11 protein-coding genes and 4 pseudogenes are annotated in these 16,333 nt (G+C 57.4%); 6 read left to right on the top strand and 9 right to left on the bottom strand.

Annotated elements, in window-relative coordinates; all coding sequences use genetic code 11:
- Positions 1–39 precede the first annotated feature (39 nt).
- Complete coding sequence (locus ACR0ID_RS10705) at positions 40–3,105, top strand: aminotransferase class III-fold pyridoxal phosphate-dependent enzyme (protein ID WP_480605287.1); 3,066 nt, start codon at positions 40–42, stop codon at positions 3,103–3,105.
- Between the two features lie 49 nt (positions 3,106–3,154).
- Here the strand turns inward: ACR0ID_RS10705 and ACR0ID_RS10700 are convergent, their stop codons facing one another.
- Positions 3,155–3,631, bottom strand: coding sequence for a hypothetical protein (locus ACR0ID_RS10700; RefSeq protein WP_480605285.1), 477 nt, complete (start codon positions 3,629–3,631; stop codon positions 3,155–3,157).
- Complete coding sequence (hemP, locus tag ACR0ID_RS10695; protein WP_209504713.1) at positions 3,628–3,795, bottom strand: hemin uptake protein HemP; 168 nt, start codon at positions 3,793–3,795, stop codon at positions 3,628–3,630. The genes ACR0ID_RS10700 and hemP overlap by 4 nt, the downstream gene beginning before the upstream one ends.
- Positions 3,796–4,012: 217 nt before the next feature.
- Here hemP and gph point away from each other — a divergent pair, with 217 nt between their 5' ends.
- Together gph and ACR0ID_RS10685 are read left to right on the top strand one after the other, a co-directional pair.
- Positions 4,013–4,672: a phosphoglycolate phosphatase gene (gene gph / locus ACR0ID_RS10690; RefSeq protein WP_480553963.1), complete on the top strand. Its 660-nt coding sequence runs from the start codon at positions 4,013–4,015 to the stop codon at positions 4,670–4,672.
- A gap of 329 nt (positions 4,673–5,001) precedes the next feature.
- Positions 5,002–6,705 carry a SulP family inorganic anion transporter gene (locus tag ACR0ID_RS10685; protein ID WP_480605283.1) on the top strand — a complete coding sequence of 568 codons (1,704 nt, stop codon included), beginning with the start codon at positions 5,002–5,004 and terminating at the stop codon, positions 6,703–6,705.
- 19 nt (positions 6,706–6,724) lie between these two features.
- Here ACR0ID_RS10685 and ACR0ID_RS10680 read toward each other — a convergent pair.
- Positions 6,725–6,901: pseudogene (locus ACR0ID_RS10680) on the bottom strand (D-lactate dehydrogenase); the annotation flags it as partial.
- Between the two features lie 34 nt (positions 6,902–6,935).
- Positions 6,936–7,229, bottom strand: a pseudogene (locus tag ACR0ID_RS10675) (integrase core domain-containing protein); the annotation flags it as partial.
- A gap of 138 nt (positions 7,230–7,367) precedes the next feature.
- Here ACR0ID_RS10675 and ACR0ID_RS10670 point away from each other — a divergent pair.
- A pseudogene (locus ACR0ID_RS10670) lies at positions 7,368–8,626 on the top strand (IS110 family RNA-guided transposase).
- A gap of 233 nt (positions 8,627–8,859) precedes the next feature.
- Here the strand turns inward: ACR0ID_RS10670 and ACR0ID_RS10665 are convergent.
- The 3 genes and pseudogenes from ACR0ID_RS10665 to ACR0ID_RS10655 all read right to left on the bottom strand — a co-directional run.
- Positions 8,860–9,015: pseudogene (locus ACR0ID_RS10665) on the bottom strand (IS3 family transposase); the annotation flags it as partial.
- Positions 9,016–9,131: 116 nt separating this feature from the next.
- The gene (locus ACR0ID_RS10660) at positions 9,132–9,698 is read right to left on the bottom strand and encodes a tetratricopeptide repeat protein (RefSeq protein ID WP_480519080.1); all 567 of its coding nucleotides are present in this window, start codon (positions 9,696–9,698) and stop codon (positions 9,132–9,134) included.
- 30 nt (positions 9,699–9,728) lie between these two features.
- On the bottom strand, positions 9,729–10,211 hold the full coding sequence (locus ACR0ID_RS10655; protein ID WP_480475581.1) for an Lrp/AsnC family transcriptional regulator: 483 nt from the start codon (positions 10,209–10,211) through the stop codon (positions 9,729–9,731).
- A gap of 108 nt (positions 10,212–10,319) precedes the next feature.
- Here ACR0ID_RS10655 and putA point away from each other — a divergent pair, with 108 nt between their 5' ends.
- Both putA and ACR0ID_RS10645 read left to right on the top strand, forming a co-directional pair.
- A complete protein-coding gene (gene putA / locus ACR0ID_RS10650) occupies positions 10,320–13,718 on the top strand; it encodes a bifunctional proline dehydrogenase/L-glutamate gamma-semialdehyde dehydrogenase PutA (protein WP_480605280.1) in 3,399 nt (1,132 codons plus the stop codon).
- Between the two features lie 42 nt (positions 13,719–13,760).
- A complete protein-coding gene (locus ACR0ID_RS10645) occupies positions 13,761–14,504 on the top strand; it encodes a rhomboid family intramembrane serine protease (protein WP_480605278.1) in 744 nt (247 codons plus the stop codon).
- A gap of 18 nt (positions 14,505–14,522) precedes the next feature.
- Here the strand turns inward: ACR0ID_RS10645 and ACR0ID_RS10640 are convergent, their stop codons facing one another.
- Both ACR0ID_RS10640 and ACR0ID_RS10635 read right to left on the bottom strand, forming a co-directional pair.
- Complete coding sequence (locus ACR0ID_RS10640) at positions 14,523–15,308, bottom strand: inositol monophosphatase family protein (RefSeq protein WP_209598002.1); 786 nt, start codon at positions 15,306–15,308, stop codon at positions 14,523–14,525.
- A gap of 97 nt (positions 15,309–15,405) precedes the next feature.
- Positions 15,406–16,311: a LysR family transcriptional regulator gene (locus ACR0ID_RS10635; protein WP_480605276.1), complete on the bottom strand. Its 906-nt coding sequence runs from the start codon at positions 16,309–16,311 to the stop codon at positions 15,406–15,408.
- Positions 16,312–16,333: the final 22 nt, after the last annotated feature.

Genomic DNA, 16,333 nt, shown 5'->3' with positions numbered 1-16,333 from the left:
AGATGAAGAGGATCCCGGATGAGCGGGACGGAGAAAGAAATGAGCGATTTGGTGAACTTCTGGGCAGACGTGCTGCGCCAACACTGGGGGCTGGACGCACGGTTGACCCGGCTGGATGGCGAGTATGACCTAAACTTTCTGGCGCAGGCCGGAAATGGCCAGGACTATGTGCTGAAAGTCATGCGCGCAGGGTGTGACGCGGGCCTGGTAGATCTTCAAATCGAAGCGCTTGCGCATATCGCCTCGGAAGCACCGGGGTTGCCGTTTCCCAAGGTGTTGCCGGCGTTGAACGGCGCAATGTTGCCGGAAATTTCCGATTCCGAAGGGAAATCGCGGCTGGTGTGGTTGCAGGAACGCCTGCCCGGGCGCTGCTATGCACAAGCGAAGCCGAAATCCGAAGAACTGATCCTTAAATTGGGTCGTGTTCTGGGCGCAACAGATCGCGCTCTGGAGGGGTTTCAGCATGAAGCTTTGCACCGCCCAGATTTCAAATGGGACCTGACACAAGCGGGTTGGATCAGTGACAAACTGGGCGCCATCAGCGATCCCGCGCGTCAGGCGTTGCTTCGGGATATCTGCAACGAATTCACGGCGATCACGGATAGGCTTGAGGGCCTGCCGAAACAGGCCATTCACAACGACGCCAATGACTATAACGTTCTGGTTGAAGGCGAATTGGGCGAGCGGAGGCAGGTTTCCGGCCTGATTGATCTGGGTGACATGTGTGCAGCACCGCGCGTCTGTGATCTTGCGATCGCCGGGGCCTATGTGGTGCTAGATCATGCCAGACCCGAGCGGGCATTAACTGCCCTTGTGCGGGGGTACCATGCCGCAAACCGGCTGCAAGCCGAGGAGATCGACCTGATCTGGCCTCTGCTGCGGATGCGACTGGCAGTATCTGTCCTCAACTCGACCCTGATGGCGGTCGAAAACCCGGACGACCCATATGTGACAATCTCGCAGGCACCTGCGTGGCGGTTTCTTGAGAATGCATCCGTCAACGGCGGACTGATGTCTGCGCGTCTTCGGGCAGCGTGCGGGCTGCCGGTCGTGGACGGCGCAGAACGCATCCATGCGTATCTGCAAGAACATCGCGGCCGGTTTTCCCAACTGTTCGGTCAGGACCTAAGCGATGTTCCTATGGGGTCGTTGTCGGTTGAAAATTGTGTGTGGCCCCAGAACCCTTTCCACATGCCATTGGCCGAGGCCGCACATGTTGGTGAAGAATACGGCGAAGGGCTGTGGCTGGGCTATTACAACGAACCCCGCCTGATCTATGCCGAGCCGGGATTTCGCAAAGGGCCTTGGAAAGCCTCGGATCGGCGAACAGTGCATCTGGCGGTAGATGTGTTTGCACCTGCCGGGACAGTGCTGCATGCGCCAATGAGCGGGCGGGTCGAAGTGGTCGAGAACCGAGATCAGCACCTCGATTACGGTGCGGTGATAATCCTGCACCATGGAACGCCGGATGGCGATCCGTTCTACACGCTCTATGGTCATCTGGACCCGGAATGCTGTGACCGGTTGAAACCCGGCGATCCGGTGGCACAGGGGGCGGCGTTCGCCCGGTTGGGCGACGCCAGCCAGAATGGCGGATGGGCACCGCATGTGCATTTCCAGCTGGCGCTGACAACCAATGGCATGGAGGCGGATTGGCCCGGTGTCGGCGATCCGGATGAGATGGAGTTGTGGCACGCAGTCTGCCCGAACCCGGCGGCCTTACTGAACCTGCCGGATGACAAGGTTTTCTACCAACCCACCGACAAACAGGCGATCCTGCAGGGTCGCCGCGATCACTTTGGCGGCAACCTGTCGCTGACTTATGATGACCCTGTCATGCTCGTACGCGGGTGGAAACATCACCTGTTTGACGAATGGGGCCGCCCCTATCTGGACGCCTATAACAACGTCCCTCATGTGGGTCATGCGCATCCCCGCATTCAAGCTGTAGCGGCGGATCAGTTGAAGCGGATGAACTCGAATACCCGCTACCTGCATCCGGCACAGACAACTTTTGCTGACAAGATCCTGTCCAAACTGCCCGATCACTTCGAGGTCTGCTTCTTCGTCAATTCCGGAACTGAAGCGAACGAACTGGCCCTGCGGCTTGCCCGTGCCCATACCGGCGCCAAGGGGATCGTGACGCCAGACCATGGCTATCACGGCAATACGAATGCGGCTGTGGCGATATCGGCCTACAAGTTCAACAAACCCGGTGGCATCGGGAAAGCCGACTGGGTCGAACTGGTCGAGGTTGCGGACGACTATCGCGGTTCGTTCAAGCGTGACGATGCGGATCGGGCACAGAAGTTTGCCGATCTTGTGGACCCGGCCATTGCTGCCTTGCAGGACCGGGGTCAGGGTCTGGCCGGGTTCATCGCTGAAACTTTCCCGTCTGTCGGTGGACAGATCATTCCGCCCAAGGGTTACCTGCCTGCGGTTTATGAAAAAATCCGTGCCGCCGGGGGTGTCTGCATTGCAGATGAGGTGCAAACGGGTCTGGGTCGCCTGGGTGAATATTACTTTGGCTTTGAACATCAGGGCGCGCTTCCTGATATCGTGGTGATGGGTAAGCCAATTGGTAACGGGCACCCTCTGGGTGTGCTGGTCACGACGCGGGCGATTGCCGACAGCTTCAATAACGGGATTGAATTCTTCTCGACCTTTGGCGGATCGACGCTGTCTTGCCGGATCGGCAAGGAAGTATTGGATATCGTCGATGACGAGGGCCTGCAGGACAATGCACGTCAGATGGGTGACCGCCTGATGACCGGGCTGCGCCAGATCGAAAGCGACTTTGGTTGTGTTGGCGATGTACGGGGCATGGGGCTGTTTCTGGGTGTTGAGCTGATCAATCCCGACGGAACCGAAGGAACTGAGATTTGCAGCTATGTCAAAAACCGGATGCGCGATCATCGAATTCTGATCGGCAGCGAGGGACCAAGGGACAACATCCTTAAAATCCGCCCACCGCTGACGATTGAGGCCGAGGATGTGGACATGATCCTGTGGGCCCTAAGGGAGGTCCTGTCCGAGGTGGGTGACTTCTCCCCTGCCCCGGTTTGTGATCACGACCGTCACCATGCGAAATGCGGGTGCTGCTGAAGGATAAACCCCGGCGCTTTGCCGGGGTTTGATCGTCCCGCTAGCACAGTCAGTGCAAAACGGCAGGGGGGGTATCGTGGCCTGTCGTCGGAATCGCATTTCCCGTTGCCATACGCCGGAACGTCAGGCCCAGTTCCTCCGCCAGGGATGCCAGAGCAGGCGCAAAATCCGGGCGCACGATCAGTGACGCCATCATCATCGCGTCTTCGCGTGCCCCTTCGGATGCGGCGGCAATCATCTGGGCAAAACAACTCTCATCCGCGCCCAGACATGCACAACCCAGACCGTGCCTGATTAACGGACGTCGACAGTGCGTAGCGCAAAGCGAACACAGACGATCCAGCGTCAGCATGGCGGCACGCCCATAATCTGATCCCAGCGCTATGCGAAAATCGCTCGCGACATCAGCGCGACCCATTTCGCCCTGACTCCACATCCGCAGATACATCACCGCACCCGCTTCGACTGGATCAAGATCCGCCAGACGGCCGACCGCGGCACCGCCGCGCAATGAATGCGCGCTCATTTCGTAAGGATCAGTTTACCTGCACGGGTGATGCGCAGGGTATACAATTGGTCGCCCAACTCGATATGGGCCAGGTGGCCACCCTTGGTCAAATCCTCGGCCTTGTGCGCAGGCAACATCGAGACAGCATAACCTTGGGTTGGGGTCGGGTTCTGTACATTCATCGGGGCATCTCCAGAGCGAGTCGGCATGGTGCCATACCTGTTGCGTTTCGTTTGATCTGGCTGACCCGAGAGGGTTGGCTTTCCGTTTTTGACATTAAATCTGATTGTTTTAGTAAGGTATGTCAAGCGCTGTTTCAAATCAGGTGTCATTGAGCCGATTGCGCCCTTGAAAACGACGGGTTAAGACTTGGGACAAGTATTGAAAGGCAAGCAAAACGTGACCGCAGCAGTTGTTTTTGATCTGGATGGAACGTTGGTCGACAGCGTCGGGGACCTGGCAGCAGCGGCCAATAAAACGCTGAATGGCGTCGGTCACGATCCTATACCCGTTGATGTGATCAGAGGGTTTGTTGGCAATGGCCTTCCCAAACTGGTTGAGCGCCTGATGCGACACTGTGATTTGCCCATGGATCGCCACGCGGAACTCACACAACAGACACTGAAGCATTATAATGCGGCCGTCAGTGCAACGACCGTGCCTTATCCCGGAGTTCCCGAAGCCCTGGAAAAACTGAAACAGATGGGGTGCGTTCTTGGTATCTGCACCAACAAACCCGAAGCACCCGCACGTCACGTGCTGGAGGCGCTCAACCTATCCCGGTTCTTCGACGTTGTTTTCGGCGGTGATACATTGCCAATTCGCAAACCGGATCCGGGCCACCTGCTGGAAAGCTTCAAAGCACTTGGGACCTCGGGCACACGCTTGTATGTCGGCGACAGCGAAGTCGACGCAGAAACAGCTGTAAACGCCAGGATACCGTTTCTGTTGTTCACGGAAGGGTACCGCAAAACCCCGGTGGCCAGTATACCGCACACCGTTGCGTACAGTGCGTCCGAAACACTGCCGACACTCGTAACCAAATTGATCCAAAACTAAGTACGTTCACACGATGTCAGTTATCAAACGAATGGCTTGGGCTTTCGCGAACCCCTAAAAGTTAAGAGGGGCCGGTCGAGGGGGTGTGACCAGCCCCTCATCGGGGAAAGTATATACCGTGTTTGTGTGTGGTAAGTACGGTAAGTCATGTGTACCCCCGATCGGCAGCCAGCGAAATTGGGGGATTCCCGTAGTTCGGCGAAAATAACTGTAAAACTGGAAAAAACAGCAATTCAGGCCACCCAATTTACCTGTGAAAATTTGCCTATAAGATGGCTTGACGGTTCGAACATTCAGTTCGCAAGCTGAATGCGGGTGAAAGGTAACCCTTGGAAAAACAGGCCAGAAATCAGAGAGCGGCGCATCTGCAAGTCCTGCAGGGCATTCTGCCTTTTGACTGTGCGCGCCTTCCGGCGGAAATGCTGGCTGGTCTGAGTTTTGCCTGTCTCGCGATCCCCGAAGTCATGGGTTACACCAAAATCGCCGGCACACCGGTCATGTCCGGGCTGTATACAATCCTGATTCCCATGGCTCTGTTTGCGCTGTTCGGCTCGTCCCGACACCTTGTTGTCGGTGCCGATTCGGCGACAGCAGCCATCACCGCCTCGGGGCTGGCGGGCTTGGCGGTGTCCGGAACCTCCGAGTATCTGGCACTTGCGTCCTTGCTGGCACTTATGGCTGCCATGCTTTTGATAGGTGCGCGTGTCATAGGACTAGGGTTTCTGGCCGATTTCCTGTCCAGAACGGTATTGGTCGGCTTTCTGACCGGCGTAGGCATTCAGGTTGCGACAGGTCAAATCCCCGGATTGTTGGGCATCGAATCCGCTGGGCACGGAACACTTGCGAGATTGAAGGACGTTTATTTCAACATATCCAACATCAACTGGCCAACCGTGATTGTCTCATCAGCCGTGCTGGGCATTGTCCTAGGATGCACAAGACTTTCGCGCAAAATCCCGGGGCCATTGGTTGCCATAGTCGGGGTGGTCCTGTGCAGTTGGGCCTTTTCATTCGGCACTTCCGGAATCTCGGTGTTGGGAGAAGTCGCCGGCGGTTTGCCCTCCTTCTCGATCCCGGACGTGCAGTGGAACTGGACCTTGTTTAAACAACTGCTTCCCACGGCCCTGTCCATCTTCGTTGTCATTCTGGCACAAAGCGCCGCCACATCGCGGGCATACGCCTCCAGATATGATGAGACATTCAACGAAAACACGGACCTGATCGGACTGGGTCTTGCAAATTTTGGGGCTGCATTCACGGGAACATTTGTGGTCAATGGCAGCCCCACAAAGACTGAGATGGTCGCCAGCGCCGGAGGGCGCAGCCAGGTAGCGCAACTGACAACAGTGGTAATAGTCCTGTTGGTTATCCTGTTTATGACCAAGCCTTTAGCCTATCTTCCCACAGCAGCACTGTCGGCCATCGTTTTCCTGATCGGTCTCAAGCTGATCGACCTGCACGGAATGGCAACAATTTACAGGCAGGCCCGGTCCGAGTTCTGGGTTGCCACGGCAACTGCCACCGTGGTCGTTCTGGTTGGGGTCGAGCAAGGCGTCATTTTTGCCATGGTCCTGTCTCTGGTCGACCACACGCGCAGGGGATATCACCCAAAGAATTCGGTAGTATTGCGCACCGAGTCCGGTGGCTGGCGTTCAAAGGGATTGGAAGCGCCAAACCAGTTCGAACCCGGTCTGGTAATCTACCGGTTTTCACACGGTATGTACTACGCGAACATGCAGATTTTCACCGAGGAAGTGACAACAATCGTTCAGAACGCAGACGGCAAACTGACATGGTTCTGCATCGACGCCTCGGCAATTGACGTTGTCGATTTCACAGCCGGGTTCACTTTGTGCAGTATCGCCAATTTCCTGCGATCCAAGAGGATACGGCTGGTTTTCACGCTGGTCGAGCCAGATGTGAAAGCCGAGCTGGATCGCTACGGCATCACAGAACTGATTGGTGAAACTGCGTTTTATGAAAACGGCAAAGCCCTGCTGGATGCCTATCACACGCGCCCAAATCCCATGTGACCGTTAATCACCTGCAGCTTCACGCCCTGGACATCTTCCCGTTCCCCGGATTGAAAGAGTTGGCCGGATCGCGGCATTTGTAATGCGCAGCCAAATCGGGTTTGGCTTTGTACATGTGCCCCACACATTTTTCGGCAGAATTTTCCGCACCGCACTCGTCAAACAGGGCCAGCATTGCCGCCTTCAGCGCGCTCGGTCGCGTGCCCCTATCGGGTAGTCCGGTTTGTTTGTTAGTGCATCGTGGGCCTCTGGTCTATCGGGACGATGCTTTCGGGCGCAGGCGGGCAGGAGCCCAACGCACTGTGCGGCCTGACGGTGTTGTAGTGGAAACGAGATTGCTCGATCAGCGTTTGCGCCTCCTTTAGGCTTTAGAAGATTTCGCCGTTGAGCAGCTCATCCCGGAACCGGGCGTTGAAGCTTTCGCAATGACTGTTCTCCTAGGGTGATCCCGGTTCGATGTAAGCCGTCTTCGCCCCGACAGCTGCAATCCACTCCCGCACCTTCTGGGCGATAAATTCCGGCCCATAACACCTTCGGAATGATGTTAATGCAGAGGCTATGATTTCCTGCGCAGCCCTCAAATAGCGCAGCAGGTGATCATAGCCGGTTCTCAGGTCTCTACAGTGGTTTTGCGACAAACCACACCGAAGAGGAGACCGACTATGACCGACACCATTATTACACAGTCAGAAGCCGTTTTAGTGGCGATTGATATTGCCAAATCCCGCCACGAGGTTCTGCTTCAGATCCCTGGGACGAAGCGCCGACGCCGTTTCACCATTCTGAACCAGCTTGACGACTTCAATCGGTTGATCGCCATACTCACGGATTATGGCTGCCCTGTCCGCGTGGCGTTTGAAGCTACGGGCAATTACCACCGCGCTCTGGCTTATCAGCTTGGCATCGCTGGTTTCGAGGTGAAGCTGGTATCTTCCGTGGCCTTGGCGCGCACCCGCGAGGCCCTGAACAACAGCCGGGACAAGAACGACCCAAAAGACGCGCAGGTCATCCTGCACATGATGCAAATCGGGAATGAGCAATTCTATCACGATCCATTGCTGAGCGGCACAAATGACTTGCAGGAACTATCCAAAACACACGACATCGTCTCTCGTTGTAAAACCGAGTTATGGCACCGGGTGATGACCCATTATCTGCCACTGTATTTTCCTGAAGCAGAGCGCTTCCATCGCAGCTCGCGCAGCGACTGGTTCTTCGCCTTCCTGGAGCGCTATCCGTCACCGCATTTCATCTCTGCCATGGATCAAGATGCGTTCATTGCCGACGCATGGGAGGTTGTCGGCCGCAAAGTCTCAAAAGAACGTTTGCTTGCAGACATTTATCAGACCGCCAAGGCCTCGGTTGGCTTGCCAATCGCATCGGATTCTGACGCGGCCAAGATGTTTCGTTTGGTCTTGGGTGAAGGGCGCAGCCTGATTGCCCAGCGTAATGAGATTGAGGATCGCGCCGTCGAGCTACTCAAGAACAACAGCGACTACAAACTCCTGACTTCGATCCCGGGGATTGGGCCCATCAACGCCCTGACCATTCTGGCAGAGGCTGGCGACCTGCGCCGCTTCCGGCATCACCGGCAGTTTCTCAAATTCTGCGGGATGGACCTCGCGACCATCCAGTCCGGCACCTTCCGGGGCCAGACCAAACTCTCCAAATACGGCAATGCCAGATTGCGCCGCACGCTATGGATGGCTGGTCAGGTAGCTATCATGCAGCCAACCAACAGCTTTCGTGACAAGTTCGAACGTTACATCACGAAGGATCGGCATAACGCCCATCTGCGCCGAAAGGCGTATACCGCAATCGCCGCCAAGATGGCCCGCACAGTTCATGGGATCATCAAAAGCGGAGAACCGTATCGCCCCTTCTTTGAGGGGTGATCGACAGCAGAAGGACCCTTCTCTGACAGGGCCGTAGAGGCAGCTTTCTGACCTCGTAGATAATGTTCAGGCCTTCTGCTCAACGACCCGAAGATCTCGTCTTAAGGACGGTGAGAGCCTCAAAAGCGTACTCTGTGTTTGTTATGGGAGAGACACGTTGTTGACCAAAACGCCGAACTGACACACATTCAACCATGCTGGAACACCCAGCATGACAGTGACCTGATGCCAAATCTGACGATCGTTCCGCATATAGGACGTTGTCGGATCTTATGAATGCCGGCGGGCCGCGGAGGATGAACAGGTCAGTCAATGCATTCAGCACATCTGTTGAGTTGAGCTTACGATCGACGCGGATCATCAGCGCCTCGCTGGTGTATTCGACAATGATGTTCAGCGTCCGATACACGCGCCCGACAGCCAGAACCCATACCACTGGATAGCCAGCCAACAACTCCGAAGGGGTCCAACACAACCAGTTTGCCCGCAAAAAGGTTCGGTTTCCCTTGCGGTTCTTTCGAAAACCCGGCGTCAGATATCTTGACCGGGCGGTTCCAAAAGACCGCCGGGTTCTAACAATGCCCGCTCTGACAGCCATGGGTTAAGTTCTAGCGCCTCGGCAAGGGCAGCGCGCGCGTCGTTAAGGCGCTTCAGACCCAACAATGACAAGGCGCGACCGCTCAGCGCACCTATATGGTTCGGCGACAACTCGATCGTGACATTCAGATCCTGCAAAGCAGCAGCGAAGTCTTGTCTGAGGTAGTTCACAAACGCACGCTGATTGTAGCCTTCGGCGTAGTTCGGGCAGTAATCGACAAGCTGGTCAAGCTCTTCCAACGCGCCCAGTAAATCCCAAGCCTCCCGCCGTGCCATTCCCCGGTCCAGCAAGCCTTGCGCACGCGCATCCGGCGCGTCCGTCCAAAGCTCCCACATCTGGTTGGAAATGGCGCGCGCATCAATTTGCGATTCTGCCTTCTGAACCTGATTGATTAGCGCATCCACACCTTCTGAATGATCCGGAGCATCAGGGCAGGACTGGGCGTGCGCCGCACAAGACAAGGCAACAACAGAAAGAGCAGAGAGGAAAGCGTGTGTCATGTACCAAGGATGGCTCGTAATCCTGATCCGTCAAGCCTGATGCTCGAACCCACCCAAACTGCCAGCTTCCTTAACCGCCTCCATCGCCACAAAGGTCGAGGTGCTGGCGACATGCGGCATGGATGAAATCTTTTCGGCCAGAACACGACGATACTCTGACATCGTGGCTGTGCGGACCTTCAACAAATAGTCGAAATTCGAAGCAATCATATGGGCTTGCTCGACCTCGGCAGTTTTTCGGACAGCCGCATTGAACTCGGCCAGTGCCTTTTCGCGAGTATCGGTCAGGCGCACTTCGACAAAGGCAACGTGGTCCAGCCCCAGTCTGATCGGATCCAGCATCGCCCGGTATCCTTTGATCACCCCGCTTGCTTCAAGCCGTTTCAGGCGCGCCTGTGTCGGTGATTTCGACAGACCAATTTCGCGCGCAAGATCGGCGACCGAAATGCGCCCATCCTCGGCCAGAATTCTCAGAATCGACCGGTCAAACCGGTCCAGGTCAGGAAAGTTCATTTGTGCTGCTCTCTGGCGAAATTTCAGGTGTTCCGCCTTCAATTATCGTAAACTCAGGCGATTGTCCTGAGTTTTCGCAGGTATATTGGCACAAAGACCGGAGGACTCATGTCTCATACCCTGCGTACATTAATCGACACCTCAACCTATGCTGACCAGTCGGCGATCCTTGAAACCCTGATCTCTCAGGCAAGCCTGAGCGCCACAGACCGCAGCGCCATCAGCGCCGCCGCCGCGCAGCTTGTGCGCGACATCCGCTCCAGCACGTCTCCGGGGTTGATGGAGGTGTTTCTTGCCGAATACGGCCTGTCCACCGACGAAGGCGTCGCCCTGATGTGCCTGGCCGAAGCGCTGTTACGCGTGCCGGATGCCGACACGATTGACGCGTTGATTGAAGACAAAATCGCCCCTTCGGACTGGGGCAAGCATCTTGGGCACTCGTCTTCATCCTTGGTTAACGCCTCAACCTGGGCCCTGATGCTGACGGGCAAGGTTCTGGACGAAGGCAAGGCCTCGCCTGTTGGCGCCCTGCGCGGGGCCATCAAGCGATTGGGTGAACCCGTGATCCGTACCGCCGTGTCGCGTGCGATGAAGGAAATGGGGCGGCAATTCGTGTTAGGTGAGTCCATCAACGCCGCGATGGAGCGTGCGCGCGGGATGGAAAACAAGGGATATACCTACTCCTACGACATGCTGGGAGAGGCCGCGCGAACCGAGGCGGACGCCGCACGATATCACCTGTCGTATTCACGCGCCATCTCGGTCATCGCCGAAGCCTGCACCCATGAGGATATCCGCGCCAACCCGGGAATTTCAGTCAAGTTGTCAGCCCTGCATCCCCGTTATGAACTGGCGCAGGAAAAGCGCGTGATGGATGAACTGGTTCCCCGACTGCGGGCGCTGGCCCTTTTGGCCAAGGCCGCTGGTATGGGGCTAAACGTCGACGCCGAAGAGGCGGATCGCCTGTCTTTGTCATTGCAGGTGATTGAAGCGGTGATGTCCGATCCGGCTCTGGCCGGCTGGGATGGGTTCGGCATCGTAGTTCAGGCTTATGGGCCACGCGCGTCGCTGGTTCTGGACACGCTCTATGACATGGCGGAACGCCACGATCGCAAGCTGATGGTCCGTCTGGTCAAAGGCGCCTATTGGGATACCGAGATCAAACGCGCGCAGGTCGAAGGTGTGGACGGCTTTCCCGTCTTCACCCACAAGGCGGTCACCGATGTGTCCTATATCGCCAATGCGCGCAAATTGCTGGGCATGACAGACCGGATCTATCCGCAATTCGCCACCCACAACGCCCATACAGTCAGCGCCATCCTGCACATGGCCGAAGGTCAGCCTTTTGAGTTCCAGCGCCTGCACGGCATGGGCGAGACATTGCATCAGCTTGTGATGAACAGGCAGAAGACCCGCTGCCGCATTTATGCACCGGTTGGCGCGCATCGTGACCTGCTGGCCTACCTTGTGCGGCGTCTGCTGGAAAACGGAGCGAACTCATCCTTCGTCAACCAGATTGTCGACGATAACGTCCCGCCGGAAGTGGTTGCCGCAGATCCGTTTGTTACTGTTCAAACGCCTCCGCCCCCGCTGCCCACTGGCCCCGAACTGTTCCAGCCGGATCGCCCCAATTCCAAGGGCTTCGATCTGCACCACACCCCGACGCTGGACAAGGTTGACGCAGCGCGGGACCAGTTCCGCGCGTATCACTGGTATGCACAACCCTTACTGGCTGACGCTGCCAAACCCCAAGCGGATGAGCAGGTAATCAACCCGGCGAATCCTGCCGACAAGCCCGGCGCGGTGGCTCCGGCGAGTGAAGCAGATGTGGAACTGGCGCTGGCTTCGGCAAAGCCATGGCAGGCCCCGGCAGTCGAACGTGCCCGTATCCTGAACTCTGCCGCCGATCTTTATGAAACGCATTACGGCGAGTTGTTCGCCCTGCTGGCGCGTGAGGCTGGTAAATCGCTGCCCGACGCGGTGGCGGAACTGCGTGAGGCGGTGGATTTCCTACGTTACTACGCCGCCAACATTCCTGATGCCGAGCCCGCTGGCATATTTACCTGCATCAGCCCGTGGAACTTCCCGCTGGCGATTTTTTCCGGGCAGATTTCGGCTGCTTTGGCGACCGGAAATGCCGTCCTGGCTAAGCCTGCACCGCAGACACCCCTGATCGCGCACCGCGCCATTCAATTGCTGCATGAGGCTGGTGTGCCGCGCGACGCGCTGCAATTGCTGCCGGGTGGTCCGGCCGTGGGCGCGGCGCTGACATCGGATGCGCGCGTCTCGGGCGTGGCCTTCACCGGTTCAACGGCAACCGCTCTCAGGATACGGTCGGCAATGGCTGGGTCCATGCGCCCCGGCACCCCGCTGATCGCGGAAACCGGCGGCCTGAACGCCATGATCGTTGACAGCACTGCACTTCCGGAACAGGCCGTGCAATCGATCATTGAAAGTGCCTTTCAATCCGCAGGCCAGCGGTGTTCGGCACTGCGATGCCTGTACCTGCAACAGGATATCGCAGATGACGTGCTGACCATGCTCAAAGGGGCAATGGATGCCCTGCGCATCGGGGACCCCTGGCTGATCTCTACCGATTGCGGCCCGGTGATCGACGCGCAGGCCCGGCAGGTCATCGCCGATCACGTCGCTACGGCACGGGCCGAAGGACGCGTTCTGAAAGAGCTGCCGCTGCCGCCCGAAGGCATCTTTGTTGCCCCAACGTTGATCGAAATCTCGGGCATTGCCGCGCTGAAGCGTGAGATTTTTGGCCCCGTGTTGCACGTGGCAAGATTCAAAGCGCAGGAGATCGACAAGGTCATCGCGGATATCAACGCAACCGGATACGGGCTGACCTTTGGCCTGCAAACCCGGATCGACGACCGGGTGCAGCATGTGACCGAAGCTATCCATGCCGGAAACATCTATGTAAACCGCAATCAGATCGGTGCCATCGTTGGCTCCCAACCTTTTGGCGGTGAAGGGCTGTCAGGCACCGGCCCGAAGGCGGGCGGCCCGAATTATATGGCCCGGTTCTGTGCACCGGATCGGCAAATCACAGATGAGATTTGGGACGACTTAGCAGACTTGCCTGGCCCTCAAGGCCAGCCTGCCCCAATCCAATCCCGTTCTCTGCCCGGCCCAACCGGAGAATCGAACCGGCTGAGCGAATATCCCCGCTCGCCTCTTTTGTGCATGGGGCCGGGGGAAACGGCAGCGCGCGCGCAGGCTGAAGCCGTACAGGCGCTGGGTGGAACGGCCATTCAGACAACCGGAATGCTTGACCTTCACCGGTTGGAGAACCTGACCGGTATCTCGGGTGTCCTTTGGTGGGGCGACGTTGAAACCGCGCAGCAGATCGAACAGCACCTGGCCCGCCGGAACGGTCCCATTGTGCCCCTAATTCCGGGTAGACCCGACCGCGCGCGTGTGCTGGGTGAACGCCATGTGTGTGTCGATACGACCGCAGCCGGCGGAAACGCTGCGTTGTTGGGAGGTGCGGCATAAGCTTGCCTTGACGCTGGGCGCGCAAAAGCCCAGCGTCACCTCATGTTTCCGATACGTGACCATAACCCCTCAGGGCGCACGCCTTATGTTGTCTACGTCTTATTGGCGGCCAACATCCTGATCTTCCTCAGCTATGTGGGGATCATGGATGATGCGCCACTGATAAACCGGTTGTTCTTCGACTATGCCATCATCCCGGCGCGGGTCAGCGACGGGGTTGGCCTGGAAACCCTTGTGACATCCATGTTCCTGCATGGGGGCTGGATGCATCTTGCCGGGAACATGCTGTTCTTATGGATATTCGGCGACAATCTGGAAGACGAAATGGGCCATCTGCCCTTTTTGCTGTTCTATCTGGTCGCAGGTATCGGCGCAGGTCTGATCCATGTGATTACAGGGCCGGACTCTCAGGTGCCTACCGTCGGCGCCTCGGGCGCGATTGCGGGTGTCATGGGTGGATACCTGCTGCTGTTTCCCAAGGCGCGTGTGGATATTCTGCTGATCCTGGTTGTCTATTTCAGGGTCTTTACCATCCCCGCCTTCATCATGCTGGGCTTATGGCTGGCGATTCAGTTCTTTGGCAGCGTCACCAGCAACCCGGACGAAGGCGGTATCGCCTACTGGGCCCATACCGGCGGGTTTGCCGTGGGGTTGATCTTATGCGTACCATTGTGGCTGCGGCGCGGCGGCGTGCAATTCTGGAACCGCACGCACGGGCATCCGCCCCACCCAGAGACAAAGTACAAGCTTTCGCAGTCTCGTATACCGCGCGTTCCGCGTCGATAAAGCTGGGCTAAGGGGCGATCAGCCCCGGATGACTTTGGAGAATTGATCAAAGATCGGTTCATTCGAACAGATCACTTCACCATCTTCCAGCGCGTTGCCTTCAGGGTTCAGGGCCTGCACGAAGCCGCCCGCCTCTTTCACGATGATGATACCGGCGGCGATATCCCAGGCGTTCAGGCGGCGTTCCCAGAAACCTTCGTACCTGCCCGCAGCCACATATGCCATGTCAAGCGCCGCAGCACCCCAACGGCGCACACCGGCGCAGGCGGGCATCAGACGCGCCAGATCCTGCAGGGTTGCAGGCAGGTCAGATCGACCGCCAAAAGGCAGGCCGGTTGCAAAGATCGATTCAATCATGCGGTGACGCCCTGACACACGAATTCGGGTGTCGTTCATCCACGCACCTTCGCCTTTTTCAGCAAAGAACATCTCATCCTTGGCAGCATCATAGATCACGCCGGCAACGATCTTGCCCTTATGTTCCAGTGCAATCGAAATTGCCCAATGGGGCAGGCCATGCAGAAAATTGGTGGTGCCGTCCAGCGGATCTACGATCCAGCGGCGGGTCGGGTCTTCTCCGTCGATGGAACCGCCCTCTTCGGCCAGCCAGCCATAGGTTGGGCGTGCGCCCAGCAATTCGTCCTTCAGGATGGCTTCGGCCGCGATATCGGCCTTGGAGACAAAATCGCCCGCGCCCTTCATCGACACCTGCAGATTCTCGACTTCACGAAAGTCCTTGACCAAAGAACGCCCCGCCTTGCGCGCGGCCTTGATCATGATGTTGAGATTTGCACTGCCAACCATTGTAAAAGGGCTCCTGTCCGGTCAAGCCGCGCGTATACTGCCGCAAGGCTTCCTTGCCAAGAGGAATGATCGCATAACAGACCCGCAGAAAACGCCTCTACCGGGATTGCAGCTTGCGCGCCTCTTCGCGGGCCAGTTTCACCAGTTCCTGAACATAGGGCTTGTCCAGATCTTCTGATCGGACCGCTGCATAAAGGCGACGCGTAATCCCCTCTTTGGTCAGGGGCCGGGTCACATAGTCCGAATTGTATTTGACCTCGCGCACGACCCAATCCGGCAAAACCGAGATGCCCCGGTTTGATGCCACCAGAAGCAGGATGACAGCTGTCAATTCCACCTGCCTGATCGAGGCGGGTTCGACGCGTGCAGGGATCAACAATTGGCTGAACACATCCAGACGTGTGCGTTCCACCGGGTAGGTGATCAGGGTCTGGCCTCGGAAATCCTCAGCCTCGACATAGGCTTTTTCCGCCAGTGGATGGGCTGATGCAGCGACAAAGACGGGGTTGTAGTCAAACAGCTCCACAAACTCGACACCCGGCAGGTCTTCGGGATCGGATGAGACCACCAGATCAACCTCTTCCTTCTGCAAGGCTGGCAGGGCGTCGAAGGCCAGACCGGGTCGGATATCGACATCCACGTCGCCCCAGGATTTCCTGAAGGATTCAAGAACCGGAAACAGCCATTCGAAACACGCGTGGCATTCGATGGCGATATGCATCCGCCCGGTACGCCCGTCCCGCAGCGATGAAAACTCATTCTGTGCCGCCTCGACCTGCGGCAGGATCTGCTCGGCCAACCGCAGCAGACGCAAACCGGCGGCTGACAGCTTCATCGGCTTTGAACGTCGCAGAAACAGCTCGACCCCGGCCTGATCCTCCAACCCTTTGACCTGATGACTCAATGCGGATTGGGTGATGTTCAATTGGTCGGCAGCGCGTGCCAACCCACCACATTCATGGATCGCCTTGATGGTTCGCAGGTGCCGGAATTCAATGTGCATCTCAAGTATCGTTCATGTTGTT

The sequence above is a fragment of the Ruegeria sp. AL2 genome (genome assembly GCF_056540845.1).
This window is presented reverse-complemented; position numbering and strand designations above follow the sequence as displayed.